This is a genomic window from Streptomyces triticagri (assembly GCF_003429565.1).
GTDB lineage: Bacteria > Actinomycetota > Actinomycetes > Streptomycetales > Streptomycetaceae > Streptomyces > Streptomyces triticagri.
In genome coordinates, this window is the sequence record NZ_QUAK01000067.1 from 1 (window position 1) to 14620 (window position 14620).

At 72.7% G+C, this 14620-nt stretch carries 14 protein-coding genes and 1 pseudogene; 7 read left to right on the forward strand and 8 right to left on the reverse strand.

Annotated elements, in window-relative coordinates; all coding sequences use genetic code 11:
- Positions 1-237: 237 nt before the first annotated feature.
- A complete protein-coding gene (locus DY218_RS12230; RefSeq protein WP_128555999.1) occupies positions 238-783 on the forward strand; it encodes a helix-turn-helix domain-containing protein in 546 nt (181 codons plus the stop codon).
- Positions 780-1508: a helical backbone metal receptor gene (locus DY218_RS12235; protein ID WP_128556000.1), complete on the forward strand. Its 729-nt coding sequence runs from the start codon at positions 780-782 to the stop codon at positions 1506-1508. Before DY218_RS12230 ends, DY218_RS12235 begins: the two co-directional genes overlap by 4 nt.
- Here DY218_RS12235 and DY218_RS35055 read toward each other — a convergent pair.
- Together DY218_RS35055 and DY218_RS12240 are read right to left on the reverse strand one after the other, a co-directional pair.
- The coding region (locus DY218_RS35055; RefSeq protein WP_456341170.1) for an SLAC1 family transporter at positions 1477-1726 on the reverse strand (250 nt) is incomplete at its 5' end. The genes DY218_RS12235 and DY218_RS35055 overlap by 32 nt on opposite strands.
- Before the next feature lies 1 nt (position 1727).
- Positions 1728-2658 (reverse strand): annotated as a pseudogene (locus tag DY218_RS12240) (TDT family transporter); the annotation flags it as partial.
- A gap of 70 nt (positions 2659-2728) precedes the next feature.
- Here DY218_RS12240 and DY218_RS12245 point away from each other — a divergent pair.
- Entirely contained in the window at positions 2729-3703 is a 975-nt protein-coding gene (locus DY218_RS12245) for a LysR family transcriptional regulator (RefSeq protein ID WP_128556002.1), read from the forward strand.
- A gap of 9 nt (positions 3704-3712) precedes the next feature.
- Here the strand turns inward: DY218_RS12245 and DY218_RS12250 are convergent, their stop codons facing one another.
- From DY218_RS12250 to DY218_RS12260, 3 genes are all read right to left on the reverse strand, one after another.
- Entirely contained in the window at positions 3713-4405 is a 693-nt protein-coding gene (locus tag DY218_RS12250) for a gamma-glutamyl-gamma-aminobutyrate hydrolase family protein (RefSeq protein ID WP_233521555.1), read from the reverse strand.
- A 22-nt stretch (positions 4406-4427) separates the two neighbouring features.
- Positions 4428-5909 carry an ethanolamine permease gene (eat, locus tag DY218_RS12255; protein WP_233521556.1) on the reverse strand — a complete coding sequence of 494 codons (1482 nt, stop codon included), beginning with the start codon at positions 5907-5909 and terminating at the stop codon, positions 4428-4430.
- Positions 5910-6040: 131 nt separating this feature from the next.
- Positions 6041-6769, reverse strand: coding sequence for a FadR/GntR family transcriptional regulator (locus tag DY218_RS12260; RefSeq protein WP_128556004.1), 729 nt, complete (start codon positions 6767-6769; stop codon positions 6041-6043).
- A 76-nt stretch (positions 6770-6845) separates the two neighbouring features.
- On the opposite strand from DY218_RS12260, the gene DY218_RS12265 reads away from it, so the two are divergent.
- From DY218_RS12265 to DY218_RS12280, 4 genes are all read left to right on the forward strand, one after another.
- Entirely contained in the window at positions 6846-8210 is a 1365-nt protein-coding gene (locus tag DY218_RS12265; protein WP_128556005.1) for a glutamine synthetase family protein, read from the forward strand.
- A gap of 64 nt (positions 8211-8274) precedes the next feature.
- Positions 8275-9657 carry an aldehyde dehydrogenase family protein gene (locus tag DY218_RS12270; RefSeq protein ID WP_128556013.1) on the forward strand — a complete coding sequence of 461 codons (1383 nt, stop codon included), beginning with the start codon at positions 8275-8277 and terminating at the stop codon, positions 9655-9657.
- 5 nt (positions 9658-9662) lie between these two features.
- Positions 9663-10478 (forward strand): 3-oxoacyl-ACP reductase, encoded by an 816-nt coding sequence (locus tag DY218_RS12275; RefSeq protein ID WP_128556006.1) that lies wholly within the window; start codon positions 9663-9665, stop codon positions 10476-10478.
- A 220-nt stretch (positions 10479-10698) separates the two neighbouring features.
- The gene (locus DY218_RS12280) at positions 10699-11808 is read left to right on the forward strand and encodes a DUF2510 domain-containing protein (RefSeq protein ID WP_128556007.1); all 1110 of its coding nucleotides are present in this window, start codon (positions 10699-10701) and stop codon (positions 11806-11808) included.
- Between the two features lie 33 nt (positions 11809-11841).
- Here the strand turns inward: DY218_RS12280 and DY218_RS12285 are convergent, their stop codons facing one another.
- From DY218_RS12285 to DY218_RS12295, 3 genes are all read right to left on the reverse strand, one after another.
- On the reverse strand, positions 11842-13044 hold the full coding sequence (locus tag DY218_RS12285) for an amino acid deaminase/aldolase (RefSeq protein ID WP_128556008.1): 1203 nt from the start codon (positions 13042-13044) through the stop codon (positions 11842-11844).
- 67 nt (positions 13045-13111) lie between these two features.
- Positions 13112-13504, reverse strand: coding sequence for a type II toxin-antitoxin system death-on-curing family toxin (locus tag DY218_RS12290; protein WP_128556009.1), 393 nt, complete (start codon positions 13502-13504; stop codon positions 13112-13114).
- The gene (locus tag DY218_RS12295; protein WP_128556010.1) at positions 13501-13695 is read right to left on the reverse strand and encodes a ribbon-helix-helix domain-containing protein; all 195 of its coding nucleotides are present in this window, start codon (positions 13693-13695) and stop codon (positions 13501-13503) included. The genes DY218_RS12290 and DY218_RS12295 overlap by 4 nt, the downstream gene beginning before the upstream one ends.
- Positions 13696-14620 lie beyond the last annotated feature (925 nt).

The following is a 14620-nucleotide window of genomic DNA, read 5'->3' on the forward strand; positions in this document are numbered from 1 at the left end:
GCCCGCCGCAGGTCATTCGGCCTGCGGCGGGCCCCACCCCCTTTTTTTTCATGCGGCGGGTCCGTGGTGTGCTGCCGGGGTGTCGTACCGCCCGGACCGCCCGAGGGCGAGGCGTTTCGGCGGACACCCGAACGGGGCACGGGGAGCAGGAGAGTCGTTGACGGGGCACAGGCGGCGCGGCTTGCGTAGGGTGCAGGCAGCACCGGGTCGGACCGCACACACGAGGGGGGCCGGAGCATGGACGACAAGGAGAACGTCCGGGTCGGCGCGGCGATTCGCCGCCGCCGCAGGGCACTGAGTCTCACCCTCGCGGTCGTCGCGGGCCGCAGCGGCCTGTCCGTCCCCTTCCTCAGCCAGGTGGAGAACGAACGCGCCCGCCCGAGCCGCGCCTCACTGGAACGAGTGGCGGACGCGCTCGGTACCACCGCCGTCGAACTGCTCTGCGCCGCCGACGCCCGGCGCACCGTCGAGGTGGTGCGCGCGGACCACTCCGCCGAGCCCCCCGGCGTACGCCGCCTGGTCAAGGGGCACCACCAGCTGCACGCCCTGGAGTTCGCGGGCGACCCCGATGCGAGCGGCGAGTTCCAGCATCGCAACGACGAACTGCTGTACGTGACCGAGGGAGCCGTCGAGGTGGAGGCCGAGGGGCGCGCGTACCGGCTCGCCCGCGGGGACACCCTCTTCCTGTCCGGCGGGGTCCGACACCGCTGGCGGGCCGCCGTGCCGGACACCCGGGTCCTGGTGGTCGCCGTGGCCGAGCACATCAAGGCCGAGTCCGAGTGAGGGTCGTCTCGCTCGTGCCGTCGCTCACCGAGGCGGTGGCGGCGGGCGACCCCGGACTCCTCGTCGGCGTCACCGACTGGTGCAGCCACCCGGCGGACCTGGACGCCCACGGCGCCGTACGCATCAAAGGGACCAAGAACCCGGACATCGCGGCGATCACCGAGCTCGCCCCGGACCTCGTCATCACCAACGAGGAGGAGAACCGGCCGGCCGACCTGGACGCCCTGCGGGCCGCCGGCCTCGACGTCCTGGTCACCGAGATCCGCTCGCTCCCCGACGCGCTGCGCGAACTGGAACGCGTCCTGGTCGACGGCTGCGGACTTCCCCGGCCCGGCTGGCTGGACGAGGCCCGCGAGGCCTGGCGCACACTCACCCCGGTCGGCCCGGGACTGCGGGCCGTGGTGCCGATCTGGCGCCGGCCGTGGATGGTCCTAGGGCGGGACACCTTCGCCGGTGATCTCCTCGCCCGGCTCGGCGTCGAGAACGTGTACGCCGACCACGCCGAGCGCTATCCGCGCATCCCCGTCGACGAGCTGGTCGCCGCCGCGCCGGATCTCGTGGTGCTGCCCGACGAGCCGTACCGCTTCACCGCAGAGGACGGGCCCGAGGCCTTCGCCCCGCTGCCGGCCGCGCTCGTGGACGGCCGTCAATTGACCTGGTACGGGCCGTCGTTGACCGAGGCGCCCGGCAGGCTCAGCGCGGCGCTGCGAGCAGCGCTCCGCTGAAGAGCCCGCGCAGCGTACGGAAACCCGCGACGGCCCAGGCGGCGAGCAGGAAGCCGAAGAGGGCCACCGCGAGCCAGCCGTACGCCACCAGCCCGGTGTGCCGGGCCAGGCCGGCCGCCCCGGTGACACAGGTGCCGACCGGGAAGGTGAAGCCCCACCACGTCATCGAGAACCCCATGCCCTGCCGGGCGGCACGCACCACCATGGCGCCGGCGAACNCCCACCACGTCATCGAGAACCCCATGCCCTGCCGGGCGGCACGCACCACCATGGCGCCGGCGAACGCCAGCCACAGCAGGGCGAAGCCCATCACCGGCACCCCGTAGACCACCGCGAAGGCGGCGAAGGCCGAGGCGTACGACGGGTCGATCGCGCCCGGTGCGACGTCGGCGAGCGCGTTCACCGCCGTGGTGGACTGTCCGAGCGGGCCGAGCACCAGGAACAGGGTGGGAGTCAGCGCGAGCGGCAGCGGTCCGTGCACGACGAGCCGTCCGAAGATCAGCGGCAGCATCAGCAGGGTGGCGAGCAGGCTCAGTCCGAACAGGGCGTAGCTGCCGAGCAGCATCGCCTCGCGCCACTGGCCGGCCGGCAGCTGGGGGATCAGCAGCGGGCCCTGCGCGGCGGAGACCATCGGGGCGACAACGGGCAGCAGCCACACGGGAGTTGCGCCGCCGGCGGTCACCCGGTGCCGGGTGGCCATCAGATACGGTACGGCGGCCGCGGCGAGGAGCCCGGTGAGGGTGCCGGCGGTGAACAGGACGGCGTCGACGGCCACGGCGGCCCGTGTCCCGATCAGGTCCCGGCCCGCGACCAGGGTGCCGCCGCCCACCGCGAGCAGCGCCATCGACAGGCAGCCGTAGAAGGGCGCGACGGCCGGGTCCAGGAGATGTGCCCTGGCCTGGTCCCGGTGGCGCAGCCAGTGCACGGTGCGGCCGGCGAGCAGGACGGCGAGGGCGGCCGCGGACAGCGCCCACACGGCCACGGCGGCCGGCCGGGGTATCGGCCGGGGCAGCGCCAGCCCCGCGGACGCGACGATCGCGGTGCCCATCACGGCCGCGTACCAGTTGGGTCCGAGCCACCGCAGCGGGGAGTCCGGGCGGACGGTACGGGTGCGGGCGGGCAGCTGCCGCGGCTGCGCGTAGGTGGCCATGACAGCAGGCTGCCTTCGGGGCGGGGGCCTCACCAGGGGGTTTGTTCCTATGAGGGCATAAGCTGGGCTGATGAGTGAGGAGCATGAGGGGCGGTCCGTGCGGCTCGGTGACCGGGTGCCGGATCTGGCCGGTCTGCAGCTGCTGCTCGCGGTGGCGCGGCTCGGCAGCCTCGGCGGCGCGGCTCGCGAGCTGGGCATCTCGCAGCCCGCCGCCAGTGGCCGGATCCGGTCCATGGAACGCCGGCTGGGGCTCGCCCTGGTGGACCGCTCACCGCGCGGCTCCCGGCTGACCGACTCCGGTGCCCTCGTCACCGACTGGGCGCGGCGCATCGTCGAGGCCGCGGAGGCCTTCGACGCCGGAGCCGAGGCGCTGCGCGGGCGGCGCGACTCGCGGCTGCGGGTGGCCGCGAGCCTGACCGTCGCCGAGTACCTGCTGCCCGGCTGGCTGATCGCGCTGCGCCGAGGGCGCCCGGACACCGCAGTGTCGTTGCAGGCCGGGAACTCGACGATGGTGGCCGAGCGGCTGCTCGCGCACGAGGCGGATCTCGGATTCGTCGAAGGGCCCGCGGTCCCGCCCGGGCTCGGTGCGGCGGTCGTCGCCCAGGACCGTCTGGTGGTGGTCGTCGGTGCCGGTCACCCGTGGGCGAAGCGCCGCCGTCCGGTGCCGGCCGCCGAACTCGCGACCACCGGCCTCATCCTGCGTGAGGAGGGCTCGGGCACCCGGCAGGTGCTCGACGCGGCGCTCGCCCCGCACGGCGGCCTCGCCCCACCCCTGCTCGAACTGGCCTCGACGACGGCCGTCAAGGCCGCCGTGGTCAGCGGCGCCGGCCCCTCGGTGCTGAGCGAACTCGCGGTCGGCGAGGAGCTCGCCGCGCACCGTCTGGTCAAGGTGCCGGTGGAGGGCGTCCGTCTGCGCCGCGATCTGCGTGCGGTCTGGCCGACCGGCCACCGCCCCACCGGACCGGCCCGCGACCTGCTGTCCCTGACCCGGCGGCCACCCGGCCCGGGCGGTGCTGCGCAGAGCAGCGGTCCGCGCGAGGCGTGACGGCGCGCGTCAGGCGCCCGCCGCCCGGACCAGGGCCTCCATCACCCGTAGGTCGTCGCCCATCTCCGGATGCCACTGCACTCCCAGCACCCAGGCGGGGCCCGGGAGTTCGACCGCCTCCACGGTGCCGTCCGTGGCATGCGCGGTGGGTACCAGGTCACGGCCGAGCCGTTCCACTGCCTGGTGGTGGTACGTCGGTACGTCCTGCTCGTCCGGTACGGCGGCGGCGTAGCGAGTGCCCGGCACCGGCCGGACGCGGTGCGTGCCGAAGCAGCCGACGCGGCCGTCGGGCCCGGTGTGCCCGTCGAGGTGCTGGACGAGGGTGCCCCCGAGTGCCACGTTGAGCAGCTGCATGCCCCGGCAGATGCCGAGCAGTGCGGTGCCGGACGCCAACGCTGCCTGGATCAGGGCGAGTTCCCAGGCGTCCCGCTCCGGTGCCGGAGGGCCGGAGCGCGGGTCGCGCTCGGCGCCGTACCGTCCGGGATCCACGTCGGGACCGCCGGCGATCACCAGTGCGTCGAGGCGGGACACCACCGCATCGGCCTGTTCGGGCGCGTCCGGCGGCAGCATCGCGGCGAGACCGCCCGCCGCCTGGACGAGCCGCGGATAGCCGGCCGGAAGGAGCGCCGCGGGCAGCTCCCAGACGCCCCAGGACGCCCGCGCCTCCAGGTAGGTACTGACCCCGACCAACGGCCTGTTCACCACGTACTCCCTCACACTCCGGTCAGTTGCGTTCCAGCTCTGCCTCGGCCGCCGCCAGCGCGGCGAACTCCTCCTCCGGCGCCTTGGCCACCAGATGCTTACGGCTGTACAGGCCGAAGTACGCCAGGGCGAACACATACACGCCGAGCGCGATGAACGCGGCCGTCACATCCACCAGGAACGTCGCGACCAGCGCCGCGCACGCGAGGAACAGCGCCACGGACGAGGTCAGCACACCGCCCGGCGTCCGGTACGGCCGGTGCAGCTCCGGCTCGCGGCGGCGCAGCACCAGGTGCGAGAGCGACATCAGGGCGTAGCTGATGGTGGCGCCGAAGACCGCGACGTTCAACATCCGGGCGCCGTCGCCACTGCCCGCGGCGAGTCCGAAGCCGATCGCGCCGGGCACCAGAAGGCCCAGGTAGGGGGCCTTGCGCCGGCTGGTGAGGGACAGGAAGCGGGGCAGGTAGCCGGCCCGGGAGAGGGCGAAGAGCTGCCGGGAGCCGGCGTAGATGAGCGAGAAGAACGACGCCACCAGGCCTGCGAGACCTGCGTAGTTGATGATCCGGCTGAGTGTGGTGGGCTCGCCGTCCGGCTGCAGCGCCTCGACGAGCGGATTGCCCGCGTCCTGGATCGCCGCCGAACCGCGGGCGCCCGCGGACGAGAAGAAGGTGAGCAGGGCGAGCAGCACCAGGACGAGCAGCGACCAGCGGATGGCCTTCGGAAGCGTACGGGCCGGATCGCGGGTCTCCTCGGCGGCGAGCGGCACGCCCTCCACACCGAGGAAGAACCACATGCCGAACGGGAACGCCGCCCAGATGCCCAGCAGTCCGAACGGCAGCCAGGAGTTGGCGCCCAGGGCCTCACCGTCGACCGGGATGTCATTGAGTCCCGAGGCGTCGAACTCGGTGAAGGCGCCGACCGCGAAGACGAGCAGGGCGACCACGGCGATACCGGTCACCACGAAGCTGAAGCGCAGCGCCTCGCCGACGCCCCACAGGTGGATGCCGATGAACAGGATGAAGCAGGCCAGGATCAGCGGCCAGCCCGACTCGAGGCCGAACAGGCCGAGGGATTCCACGTAGTCGCCGATGAACAGCGAGATCGCCGCCGGGGCGAGTACGTACTCGATGAGGATCGCGGTGCCGGTGAGGAAGCCGCCCCAGGGGCCGAGCGCGCGGCGGGCGAAGCCGTAACCGCCGCCCGCGGTCGGCAGGATGGAGGAGAGCTCGGCCAGCGAGAAGACCATGCAGGTGTACATCAGGCCCATCAGGACCATGGCGATGGCGAGGCCGCCGAAGCCGCCCTCGGCCAGTCCGTAGTTCCAGCCGGAGTAGTCGCCGGAGACCACATAGGCCACGCCGAGTCCGGTGAGCAGCAGCCAGCCGGCACTGCCGCGGCGCAGGGCCCGGCGCTCCAGATAGCCGTCGCCCGTGCCGCCCCCGCCCCCGCCGGTCCGGCTGTCGGGATCCGGTGTGGTGCCGCTCTCGGTCCGTGCTGAGGTCATGGCGGGGCTCCTGCGGACTCGGGTCCAATGGAATGGCTCCATACCTTTGCGCCGCACGCGGCCGGGAAGCAAGACCTCTGCGTTACTTTCGGGTTACCGCTGTCGCCGGCGAATCCGGTGTAATCGGCGTGTCAGGTGAGGAATCCGCGCAGCAGTGAGGCGGAGCCCTCGCAGTGTTCCCGCGCGGCCCGCCGGGCCCGCTCCGGGTCCCCGGCCAGCACCGCCTCGACGATCTCGGTGTGCTGCTCCTGTGAGTGCTCCAAGTTCCTGACCAGGAGCGGGATGCAGTCCAGTAGCTCGTTCACGGTGGCGCGCACGGCCGCGTACCGGGCGGTGAGGGTGGGTGATCCGGACAGTTCGGCGAGGGTGAGGTGCAGCAGGGTGTCACGGCGCCGGTAGTCCGCGAGCGGGGCGTCCGCGGTGGCCGCGAGCGCGGCGCGCAGCCGCTCCCGCTCGTCCTCGTCGAGGCCGCGCTCGGCGCACAGTTCCGCCGCACCGCACTCCAGGACGGACCGGAAGCGCAGCGCGTCCGCCACGTCCACATCGCCCAGCCTGCGGAGCAACTCGCCTTCTCCGAGGGCGCCTTCGGGACGCGGCCGGACGAAGGTACCGCCGTAGCGGCCACGCCTGCTCTCCACCAGGCCCTGGTCCTGGAGCACCTTGAGAACCTCCCGCAGGGTGACCCGGCTGATGCCGAGCTGCTCGGCCAACTCCCGCTCCGCGGGCAGCCGTTCGCCGGCCGGGACCAGGCCGAGGCGCACCACCTGCAGGATCTGCTCCAGGGCCTCCTCGAAGCCGTTGCCCGCCCGCACCGGCCGCAGGGCCCGCGCCAGACGCTCGCCGTCCGCGATATCCGCCATACCGCGATTCCCCCTTCCCAAGAAAAGGTCGTCAGGAATACCTTAAGCCTCCCGGAGTGCCGAAGGAGGAGTCCCCGTGGCCGACCGAACAGCCCCGCTGGACGTCGAGGAGCTGCGTGACCTCGTCGACGGCGGAGAGATCGACACCGTAGTCCTGGCCTTCCCCGACATGCAGGGCCGCCTGCAGGGCAAGCGCTTCGACGCCGGATTCTTCCTCGCCGAGGTCCTCGAGCACGGCACGGAGGGCTGCAACTACCTGCTCGCCGTGGACGCCGACATGAACACCGTCGACGGCTACGAGATGTCCTCCTGGGAGCGCGGCTACGGCGACTTCGCCATGCACGCGGACCTCACCACCCTGCGCCGCGTGCCCTGGAACGAGGGCACCGCCCTGGTCGTCGCCGACCTCGCCTGGGAGGACGGCTCACCGGTGGTCGCCGCGCCCCGGCAGATCCTGCGCCGCCAGCTCGACCGCCTGGCCGCGCACGGACTCACCGCGATGGTCGGCACCGAGCTGGAGTTCATCGTCTTCAAGGACAGCTACGAGGAGGCCTGGGACAGCGACTACCGCGGGCTGACCCCGGTGAACCAGTACAACGTCGACTACTCGATCCTCGGCACCGGCCGCGTCGAGCCGCTCCTTCGCCGTATCCGCAAGGAGATGGCGGGCGCGGGCCTGGTCGTCGAGTCCGCCAAGGGCGAGTGCAATCCGGGCCAGCACGAGATCGCCTTCCGCTACGACGAGGCCCTGGTCACCTGCGACCAGCACGCCGTGTACAAGACCGGCTCCAAGGAGATCGCCGCCCAGGAGGGCGTCTCGCTCACCTTCATGGCCAAGTACAACGAACGCGAGGGCAATTCCTGCCACATCCACCTCTCGCTCGCCGACCGCGACGGCGGCAACGTCATGCCGGGCGACGGCCCGCACGGCATGTCCGAGGTGATGCGGCACTTCCTCGCCGGACAGCTCGCCGCGCTGCGCGACTTCTCGCTCCTGTACGCCCCCAACATCAACTCCTACAAGCGGTTCACCCCCGGATCGTTCGCGCCCACCGCGGTGGCCTGGGGCCACGACAACCGCACCTGTGCGCTGCGGGTGGTCGGCCACGGCCGCTCGCTCCGCTTCGAGAACCGGCTGCCCGGCGGCGACGTCAACCCGCACCTGGCCGTCGCGGGCCTGATCGCGGCCGGCCTGCACGGCATCGAGCAGCGGCTCGAACTCCCCGAACCCTGCGCGGGGAACGCCTACACCGGCGAGTACGAGCACGTCCCCGCCACCCTCCGCGAGGCCGCCGAGCTCTGGGCGAGCAGCCCCGTGGCCAAGGCCGCCTTCGGCGACGAAGTCGTCGCCCACTACCGCAACATGGCGCGGGTCGAACTCGAAGCGTTCGACGCCGCGGTGACCGACTGGGAGCTCCGCCGCTCCTTCGAACGCATGTGAGGACCGTTCCTTGTCCGTACCGCACGCCGCCCCCGCTCCCGTACCGCCACAGGACCCCGTGGACATCCCGCGCGAGCATCACGTACTGAACCCGGCGACCGAGGAACTCGTCGCCACCGTCCCCGCCACCACCCCCGCCGAGGTCGACGCCGCCGTGACCCGGGCAACGGCCGCACAGGCCGAGTGGGCGGCGCTAGCACCCGCCGACCGGGCCCGGCTGCTGCGCCGCTTCGCCTCCGTCGTGGACGCGCACGTCGAGGAACTCGCCGCGCTCGAGGTGCGCGAGGCGGGCCATCCCGTCGGCAACGCCCGCTGGGAGGCCGGCAACGCCCGCGACCTGCTCGACTACGCGGCCGGGGGAGTGGAGCGACTCAGCGGCCGGCAGATCCCGGTCGCCGGAGGGCTCGACGTCACCTTCCTCGAACCGCTGGGCGTCGTCGGCATCATCGTCCCCTGGAACTTCCCCCTGCCGATCGCCGCCTGGGGCACCGCCCCCGCCCTCGCCGCCGGCAACGCCGTCCTGCTCAAGCCGGCCGAGACGACCCCGCTCACCGCGCTCCGCCTGGCCGAACTCGCCCTGGACGCCGGCCTGCCCGAGGGCCTGTTCCAGGTGCTGCCCGGCGCGGGCGCGGTCACCGGCAGCGCCTTGGTCGAGCACCCCGGGGTCGCGAAGATCGTCTTCACCGGTTCGGCGCCGGTCGGCAAGCAGATCATGGCCCGCTGCGCGGACCGCGTGAAGCGGGTGACGCTCGAACTCGGCGGCAAGAGCCCGAACATCGTCTTCGCCGACGCCGATCTGGAGGCGGCCGCCGCCGCGGCCCCGATGTCGTTCCTCGACAACTCGGGACAGGACTGCTGCGCCCGCAGCCGCATCCTCGTCCAGCGCCCGGTACTGGAACGCTTCCTGGAGCTCCTCGAACCAGCCGTGCAGTCGGTCACGGTCGGCGACCCGTCCGACGAGAAGACCCAGATGGGCCCGCTGATCTCACGCGCCCAACTCGACCGTGTCCGCTCCTACTTGGCGCCCTACCGGGCGGGCGGCGACGGACTGGTCACCCTGTCCGGCAGCGCCCCGCAGGGCCCCGGATTCTGGTGCCCGCCGACCGTACTCGCCGGCGTCGACCCGGCGGCCCCGGTGGCCGTCGAGGAAGTCTTCGGACCGGTCGCCGTGGTGCTGCCCTTCGACGACGAGGCCGACGCCGTACGCCTGGCGAACGCCACCGAGTACGGACTGGCCGGCTCCCTGTGGACCCGGGACACCGGACGCGCGATCCGCGTCGCCCGCGCCGTCGCCGCGGGCAATCTGTCGGTCAACTCCCATTCGGCGGTGCGGTACGCGACGCCGTTCGGCGGCTACGGACAGTCCGGACTCGGCCGGGAACTCGGGCCGGACGCCCTGACCGCCTTCACCGAAACCAAGAACGTCTTCATCAGTACGGAGGCCTGATCCCCATGACCGCACAGACCCCCGAACCCGCCCGGGACGCCACGGACGCCGTCGTCTGCCGCCGCCTCGTCGGCCGCGGCGCCGTCGTCACCGGCGCGGGCAGCGGCATCGGCCTCGCCACCGCCCGCCGCCTCGCCTCCGAGGGTGCCCATGTGGTGTGCGCCGACATCGACGAACAGGCCGGCAAGGCCGCGGCCGACGAGGTCGGCGGCACCTTCGTACGGGTCGACGTCACCGACCCCGAGCAGGTCGAGGCGCTCTTCGAGACGGCCCACCGCATCTGCGGCAGCGTCGACATCGCCTTCAACAACGCGGGCATCTCACCGCCCGACGACGACTCCATCCTGGACACCGGACTCGAGGCCTGGCGCCGGGTGCAGGAGGTCAACCTCACCTCCGTGTACCTGTGCTGCAAGGCGGCCATCCCGTACATGCGCCGCCAGGGCCGCGGCTCCATCATCAACACCGCGTCCTTCGTCGCCATCATGGGAGCCGCGACCTCACAGATCTCCTACACCGCCTCCAAGGGCGGCGTGCTCGCCATGTCCCGCGAACTCGGCGTCCAGTTCGCCCGCGAGGGCATCCGCGTCAACGCCCTGTGCCCCGGGCCGGTGAACACCCCGCTCCTGCAGGAGCTGTTCGCCAAGGATCCGGAGCGCGCGGCCCGCCGCCTGGTGCACATCCCGGTCGGCCGCTTCGCCGAGGCGGAGGAGGTGGCGGCCGCGGTCGCCTTCCTGGCCAGCGACGACTCCTCTTTCGTGAACGCGACGGACTTCGTCGTGGACGGCGGAATCTCCGGGGCGTACGTCACCCCGCTGTAGGCCGGTACGGGGTGCCGTCGTCGCGGTCGCCGGGCTTACTTGCTGCCTCGGCCGGCCCCGGCTCGCCGAGATGTTCCGGTTCTGATCGACGCCCCTGCTGACCAACACCCCCGCTGATCAACACCTCCGCGGCGACGTCGAAACGGGACAGGTCGGGACAGCCCTGTCCGGGAAGGCGGACCCGGTGCATCCGCTGAATTCGACCGCTTAGGCTGACCGGATGAGCATGTCGACACCGCCGGGCTGGTACCCGGATCCATCGGGCCCGTCCCTCGAGCGCTGGTGGGACGGGAGCGCGTGGACCCCGCACACCAGAGCAGCACAGGCGGGCACTCCGACCCCCGCGATGCCGGGGACGCCGCCGCCCGGCCAGCCGCCGACGCCCGTCCAACCGGGCGCCGGACCGGGCCAGTTCGGGGACTCCGGCCAGTTCGGTGCGCCGACAGGGCCCGCCGGCGGATCACCGTTCCCCACCGCGGACCCGTTCGGCTCGGGTCAGCAGCCGGGGCTTCAGCACTCCCAGGGATTCGGTCCCGTGCAGCCGGCCGGCGGCCCCGGCGGCGGCAACCAGGCGAAGATCATCGCCCTGAGCGTGGCCTGCGTGGTGCTCATCGCGTCCATCGTGACCGGCGTCGTACTGCTCAACGGTGACGACGAAGGCGAACCGGACGCCAAGCCCAAGCCGAGCTCCACCGGGGCCACCAGCGAGCCCCTCGACTCGCCCACCCCGACGCAGACCGACGACGGCCCGCCACCGGACGAGAACCCCGGCCTCCTCGTCGACCAGCTGAACGGCATCACCCTGCCGGTCCCCGACGGCTGGGAGAAGCCGGACTACTCGGCCGAGGCGAACCCGGTGATGACCACCGAGGACAGCTACGACTGCCCGGGCGACGGCGGGTTCTGCCACCCCGGCAAGGTCACCAGCCGTACGGCCGGCCAGTCCGGCAGCGCCAAGGAGATCGCCGAGAAGGACATCTCCAAGGCCGCCGAGGAGGCGTACGACCACGACCTGATCGACCGGAAGCCGTTCAACGGCATGACGTCGCACAAGAAGGTCAAGTCCGGCGCCGTGGTCGTGGACGGCCGCTCCGGCTACTACGTCCGTTGGAAGGTCGAGACCGAGCTGGGGCCGGGCGGATACGCCCAGTCCCTGGCCTTTCCGTCCAAGTCCGGCACCGAGGCGATGATCGTCGTACGGTTCGCCTTCGACGCCGGGAAGAAGGGGCCCGACCTGAAGCTCATCGACGACATCACCAAGGGGATCAAGGCCGTCGGCGACTCTGAGGCCAGCGGCGGCGCGGGCAGCAGCATCGGGCCCGACGACTGACCGGACCGCTCGGCCGGAATGCCGCCGTACCGCTCAGAGGAACGTGTGTCCCTCGCCGCGGTACGTCGGCACGCTGCCCGTCACCCGGTCGCCCTCGACCAGCTGCAGCGTGTCGAACCGCTCGCACAGTTCGCCGGCCTTCGCGTGCCGGAACCACACCTTGTCGCCGATCAGCAGATCGTCCGCGGCCGAGCCGAGCAGCGGCGTCTGCACCTCACCGGCGCCCTCCTGCGGGTCGTAGCGCAGCCCTTGAGGCAGATACGGAACGGGCGAGCGGTCCGCGCCGGCGGCGCCCGATGCCGGGTAGCCGCCGCCGAGGACGGTCACCACACCCACCCCCGGCCTGCGCACCACCGGCTGCGCGAACAGGGCGGCCGGACGCCCGGTGAACGACGTGTAGTTGTCGAAGAGCCGCGGCACATAGAGCCCGGAGCCGGCCGCGATCTCGGTGACGCTGTCCTCGGCCGCGGTGTGCTGCACGCTGCCCGTACCACCGCCGTTGACGAACTCCAGGTCCGGCGCGACCGCACGGACCGCGCGCACCGCCTCCGCCCTGCGCACCGCCAGCTCACGCCGTGCGGCCGCCTGCATCAGACGGATCGCCCGGGACCGCAGCGGACTGCCCGCGACCGCGTCCCCGACCCCCGCCACATGACCCTCGTACGCCATGATCCCGACAAGGCGGTAGCCGGGCGTACGGGCCACCGCACGGGCCACATCGGCGAGTTGGGCCGGGGCGTGCAGGGGGGAACGGCGGGCGCCGATCCGGACCCGGCCGCCGAGCACCTTCCAAGCGGTGTCCAGCTCCAGACAGATCCGGACCTCCTCGCGGCCGCCGTCCCGTGCCGCGTCGATCAGCCGCAGCTGGGCCGGGTCGTCGATCATCACGGTGACCGCGCCGGCCAGCTTCGGGTCCGAGGTCAGTCGGGCGAAGCCGGCCCGGTCCGCGGACGGGTAGGCGAGCAGCACGTCGTCGAAACCGCACTCCGCCAGCCAGAGCGACTCCGCGAGCGTGAACGACATCAGACCGGAGAATCCCTCGCGTGACAGAACCCGCTCGAGCAGGGCCCGGCAGCGCACCGATTTGCTCGCCACCCGGATCGGCTTCCCGCCGGCCCGCCTCACGAGATCGTCGGCATTGGCGTCGAACGCCGCCAGATCCACCAGAGCGAGCGGCGCATCGAGGTGCGCGGTCGCCTTGTCGTACCGGGCATGATCCAGAGCACGGGCAGTCATACTCGCAGCCTGCCAGACGGCGTTACCCAGGGGTAGTGCCGCATCCGGACTTCGGGTCAGTGAGGCGTCAGGCGACGGGGAACCAATCGGCGAGCCGCTTCGTGATAGACGTGACGTCCACGTGGTCCTGTGCGACCGCTTCGACGAACGGTCCGGCCTCGTCGGCCGGCGGGACGGGATGCCCGGCGGGCAGTCCGTTGATGCGCAGGAAGAAGCGCATGGCGAGCCAGGCCGTGCGCTCGTTGCCGTCGATCAGCGCATGGTTGCGGGCGACGGCATGCAGGAGCGCCGCGGCCTTCTCGTGGAGGCTCGGGTACATCTCGGTGCCGAACACGTCCGTCTGCGGCCGCTCGACGGCCGAGGCGAGCAGACCGAGATCGCGCACACCGTGCTCGGTGCCGTTGACCTTCGCCGCGATGGCGAGCAGTTCGTCGATCTTGACGTAGCGCGGGGTGGTCACCGCAGATAGTCCAGGACTGCCGCGTCGGACTCCACGAGCTCGGAGAGGACATCGTGCACGCTGAGCTCCGCGCGCTCCTCGGCCTCGCGGATCGCCTCGATGGCCAGCTCCTGCTTGCTGCGCCGGGTGCGCTCGGCGCGCGCGGTGAGCTTGGCGTCGAGGTCGTCGGGGAGCCGGAGTGTCATAGCCATCCTGCCCAAGATACCTGCCCGGTATCAGACGGGAAAGCGAGGATCGGCACCATGCGACGACCGGCGAGGTGGTCACGTTTGTCTGCGGGGTTCCTCACAGGTTCCCGCCCTGCCTGCGACAGCCCGTAGAGTGACGCCTACGCACACAGGGTGGGGGCATCCCGGTGCGTGCTGGTGGGAACGCATCGGGTACGGCCCGGGCCGCCGAGCGCGCGTGAGGGAGCAGCCACGTGACAAGCGAGGGGCGGGGCGGATGGGTACGGACGGGCGGCGCACCCCCGCGCGACCCTTCGTTCCGCCACCGCCCGCCGCGTCCTCCCGGCTGCCGGACGAGCCGCCGGCGCCGGCACCGGGGGCGGCGGACCGCTCCGGCTCCGACGCGTCCCCTGGCTCCGACCTCGGTACCGATTCCGCTTCTGGTTCCGGTACGGACACGGGTTCATCGGTGAGCCCTTCGGCTCCGCCCGGCACACCTCCGCCACCTGCGGCCCCTCCTGTCCCCGCCGCGCCGCCGCGTCCTTCGGCACCGCCGTACGCGACGCAGGGGCGGCGGGCCGCCGTGCCGCCACGCCCTTCCTCGGCGCCGCCTGCCGAGCCGCCGGCCACGGGTCCCGCGGCGCCGACGCCCGCCGGCGGGGTGCCGGTTGCGCATCCGGCCGGTGACGCACCGGAGCCCTCCGCCACTGCGCGCACCGCCGGCCGGGGAACGCCCGCGACCTCGATTCCGGACCAGGTTCCGGTTCCGCCTCGGGACAGGACGGCCGGCGACGGTGGGCGCCGCACCGGGCGGGTCTCCCGTACGGGAACGACCCCCGCCGATGGACTGCGCGTACCGGCACAGCCCTCGCGGCCGCCGACCGCCCGGCCCAGCAGCCCGCCGGACACATCTGCCCCGGCGATGCCGTCCACGCCGCCGCCCCGGTCG

What these genes read in the sequence shown, in the direction of transcription:
- DY218_RS12245 (WP_128556002.1), top strand. Translation starts at nt 2,729, where the DNA reads ATGAGTGAGGAGCATGAGGGGCGGTCCGTGCGGCTCGGTGACCGGGTG.
- DY218_RS12230 (WP_128555999.1), top strand. Translation starts at nt 238, where the DNA reads ATGGACGACAAGGAGAACGTCCGGGTCGGCGCGGCGATTCGCCGCCGC.
- DY218_RS12280 (WP_128556007.1), top strand. Translation starts at nt 10,699, where the DNA reads ATGAGCATGTCGACACCGCCGGGCTGGTACCCGGATCCATCGGGCCCG.
- DY218_RS12260 (WP_128556004.1), bottom strand. Translation starts at nt 6,769, where the DNA reads ATGGCGGATATCGCGGACGGCGAGCGTCTGGCGCGGGCCCTGCGGCCG.
- eat (WP_233521556.1), bottom strand. Translation starts at nt 5,909, where the DNA reads ATGACCTCAGCACGGACCGAGAGCGGCACCACACCGGATCCCGACAGC.
- DY218_RS12285 (WP_128556008.1), bottom strand. Translation starts at nt 13,044, where the DNA reads ATGACTGCCCGTGCTCTGGATCATGCCCGGTACGACAAGGCGACCGCG.
- DY218_RS12295 (WP_128556010.1), bottom strand. Translation starts at nt 13,695, where the DNA reads ATGGCTATGACACTCCGGCTCCCCGACGACCTCGACGCCAAGCTCACC.
- DY218_RS12275 (WP_128556006.1), top strand. Translation starts at nt 9,663, where the DNA reads ATGACCGCACAGACCCCCGAACCCGCCCGGGACGCCACGGACGCCGTC.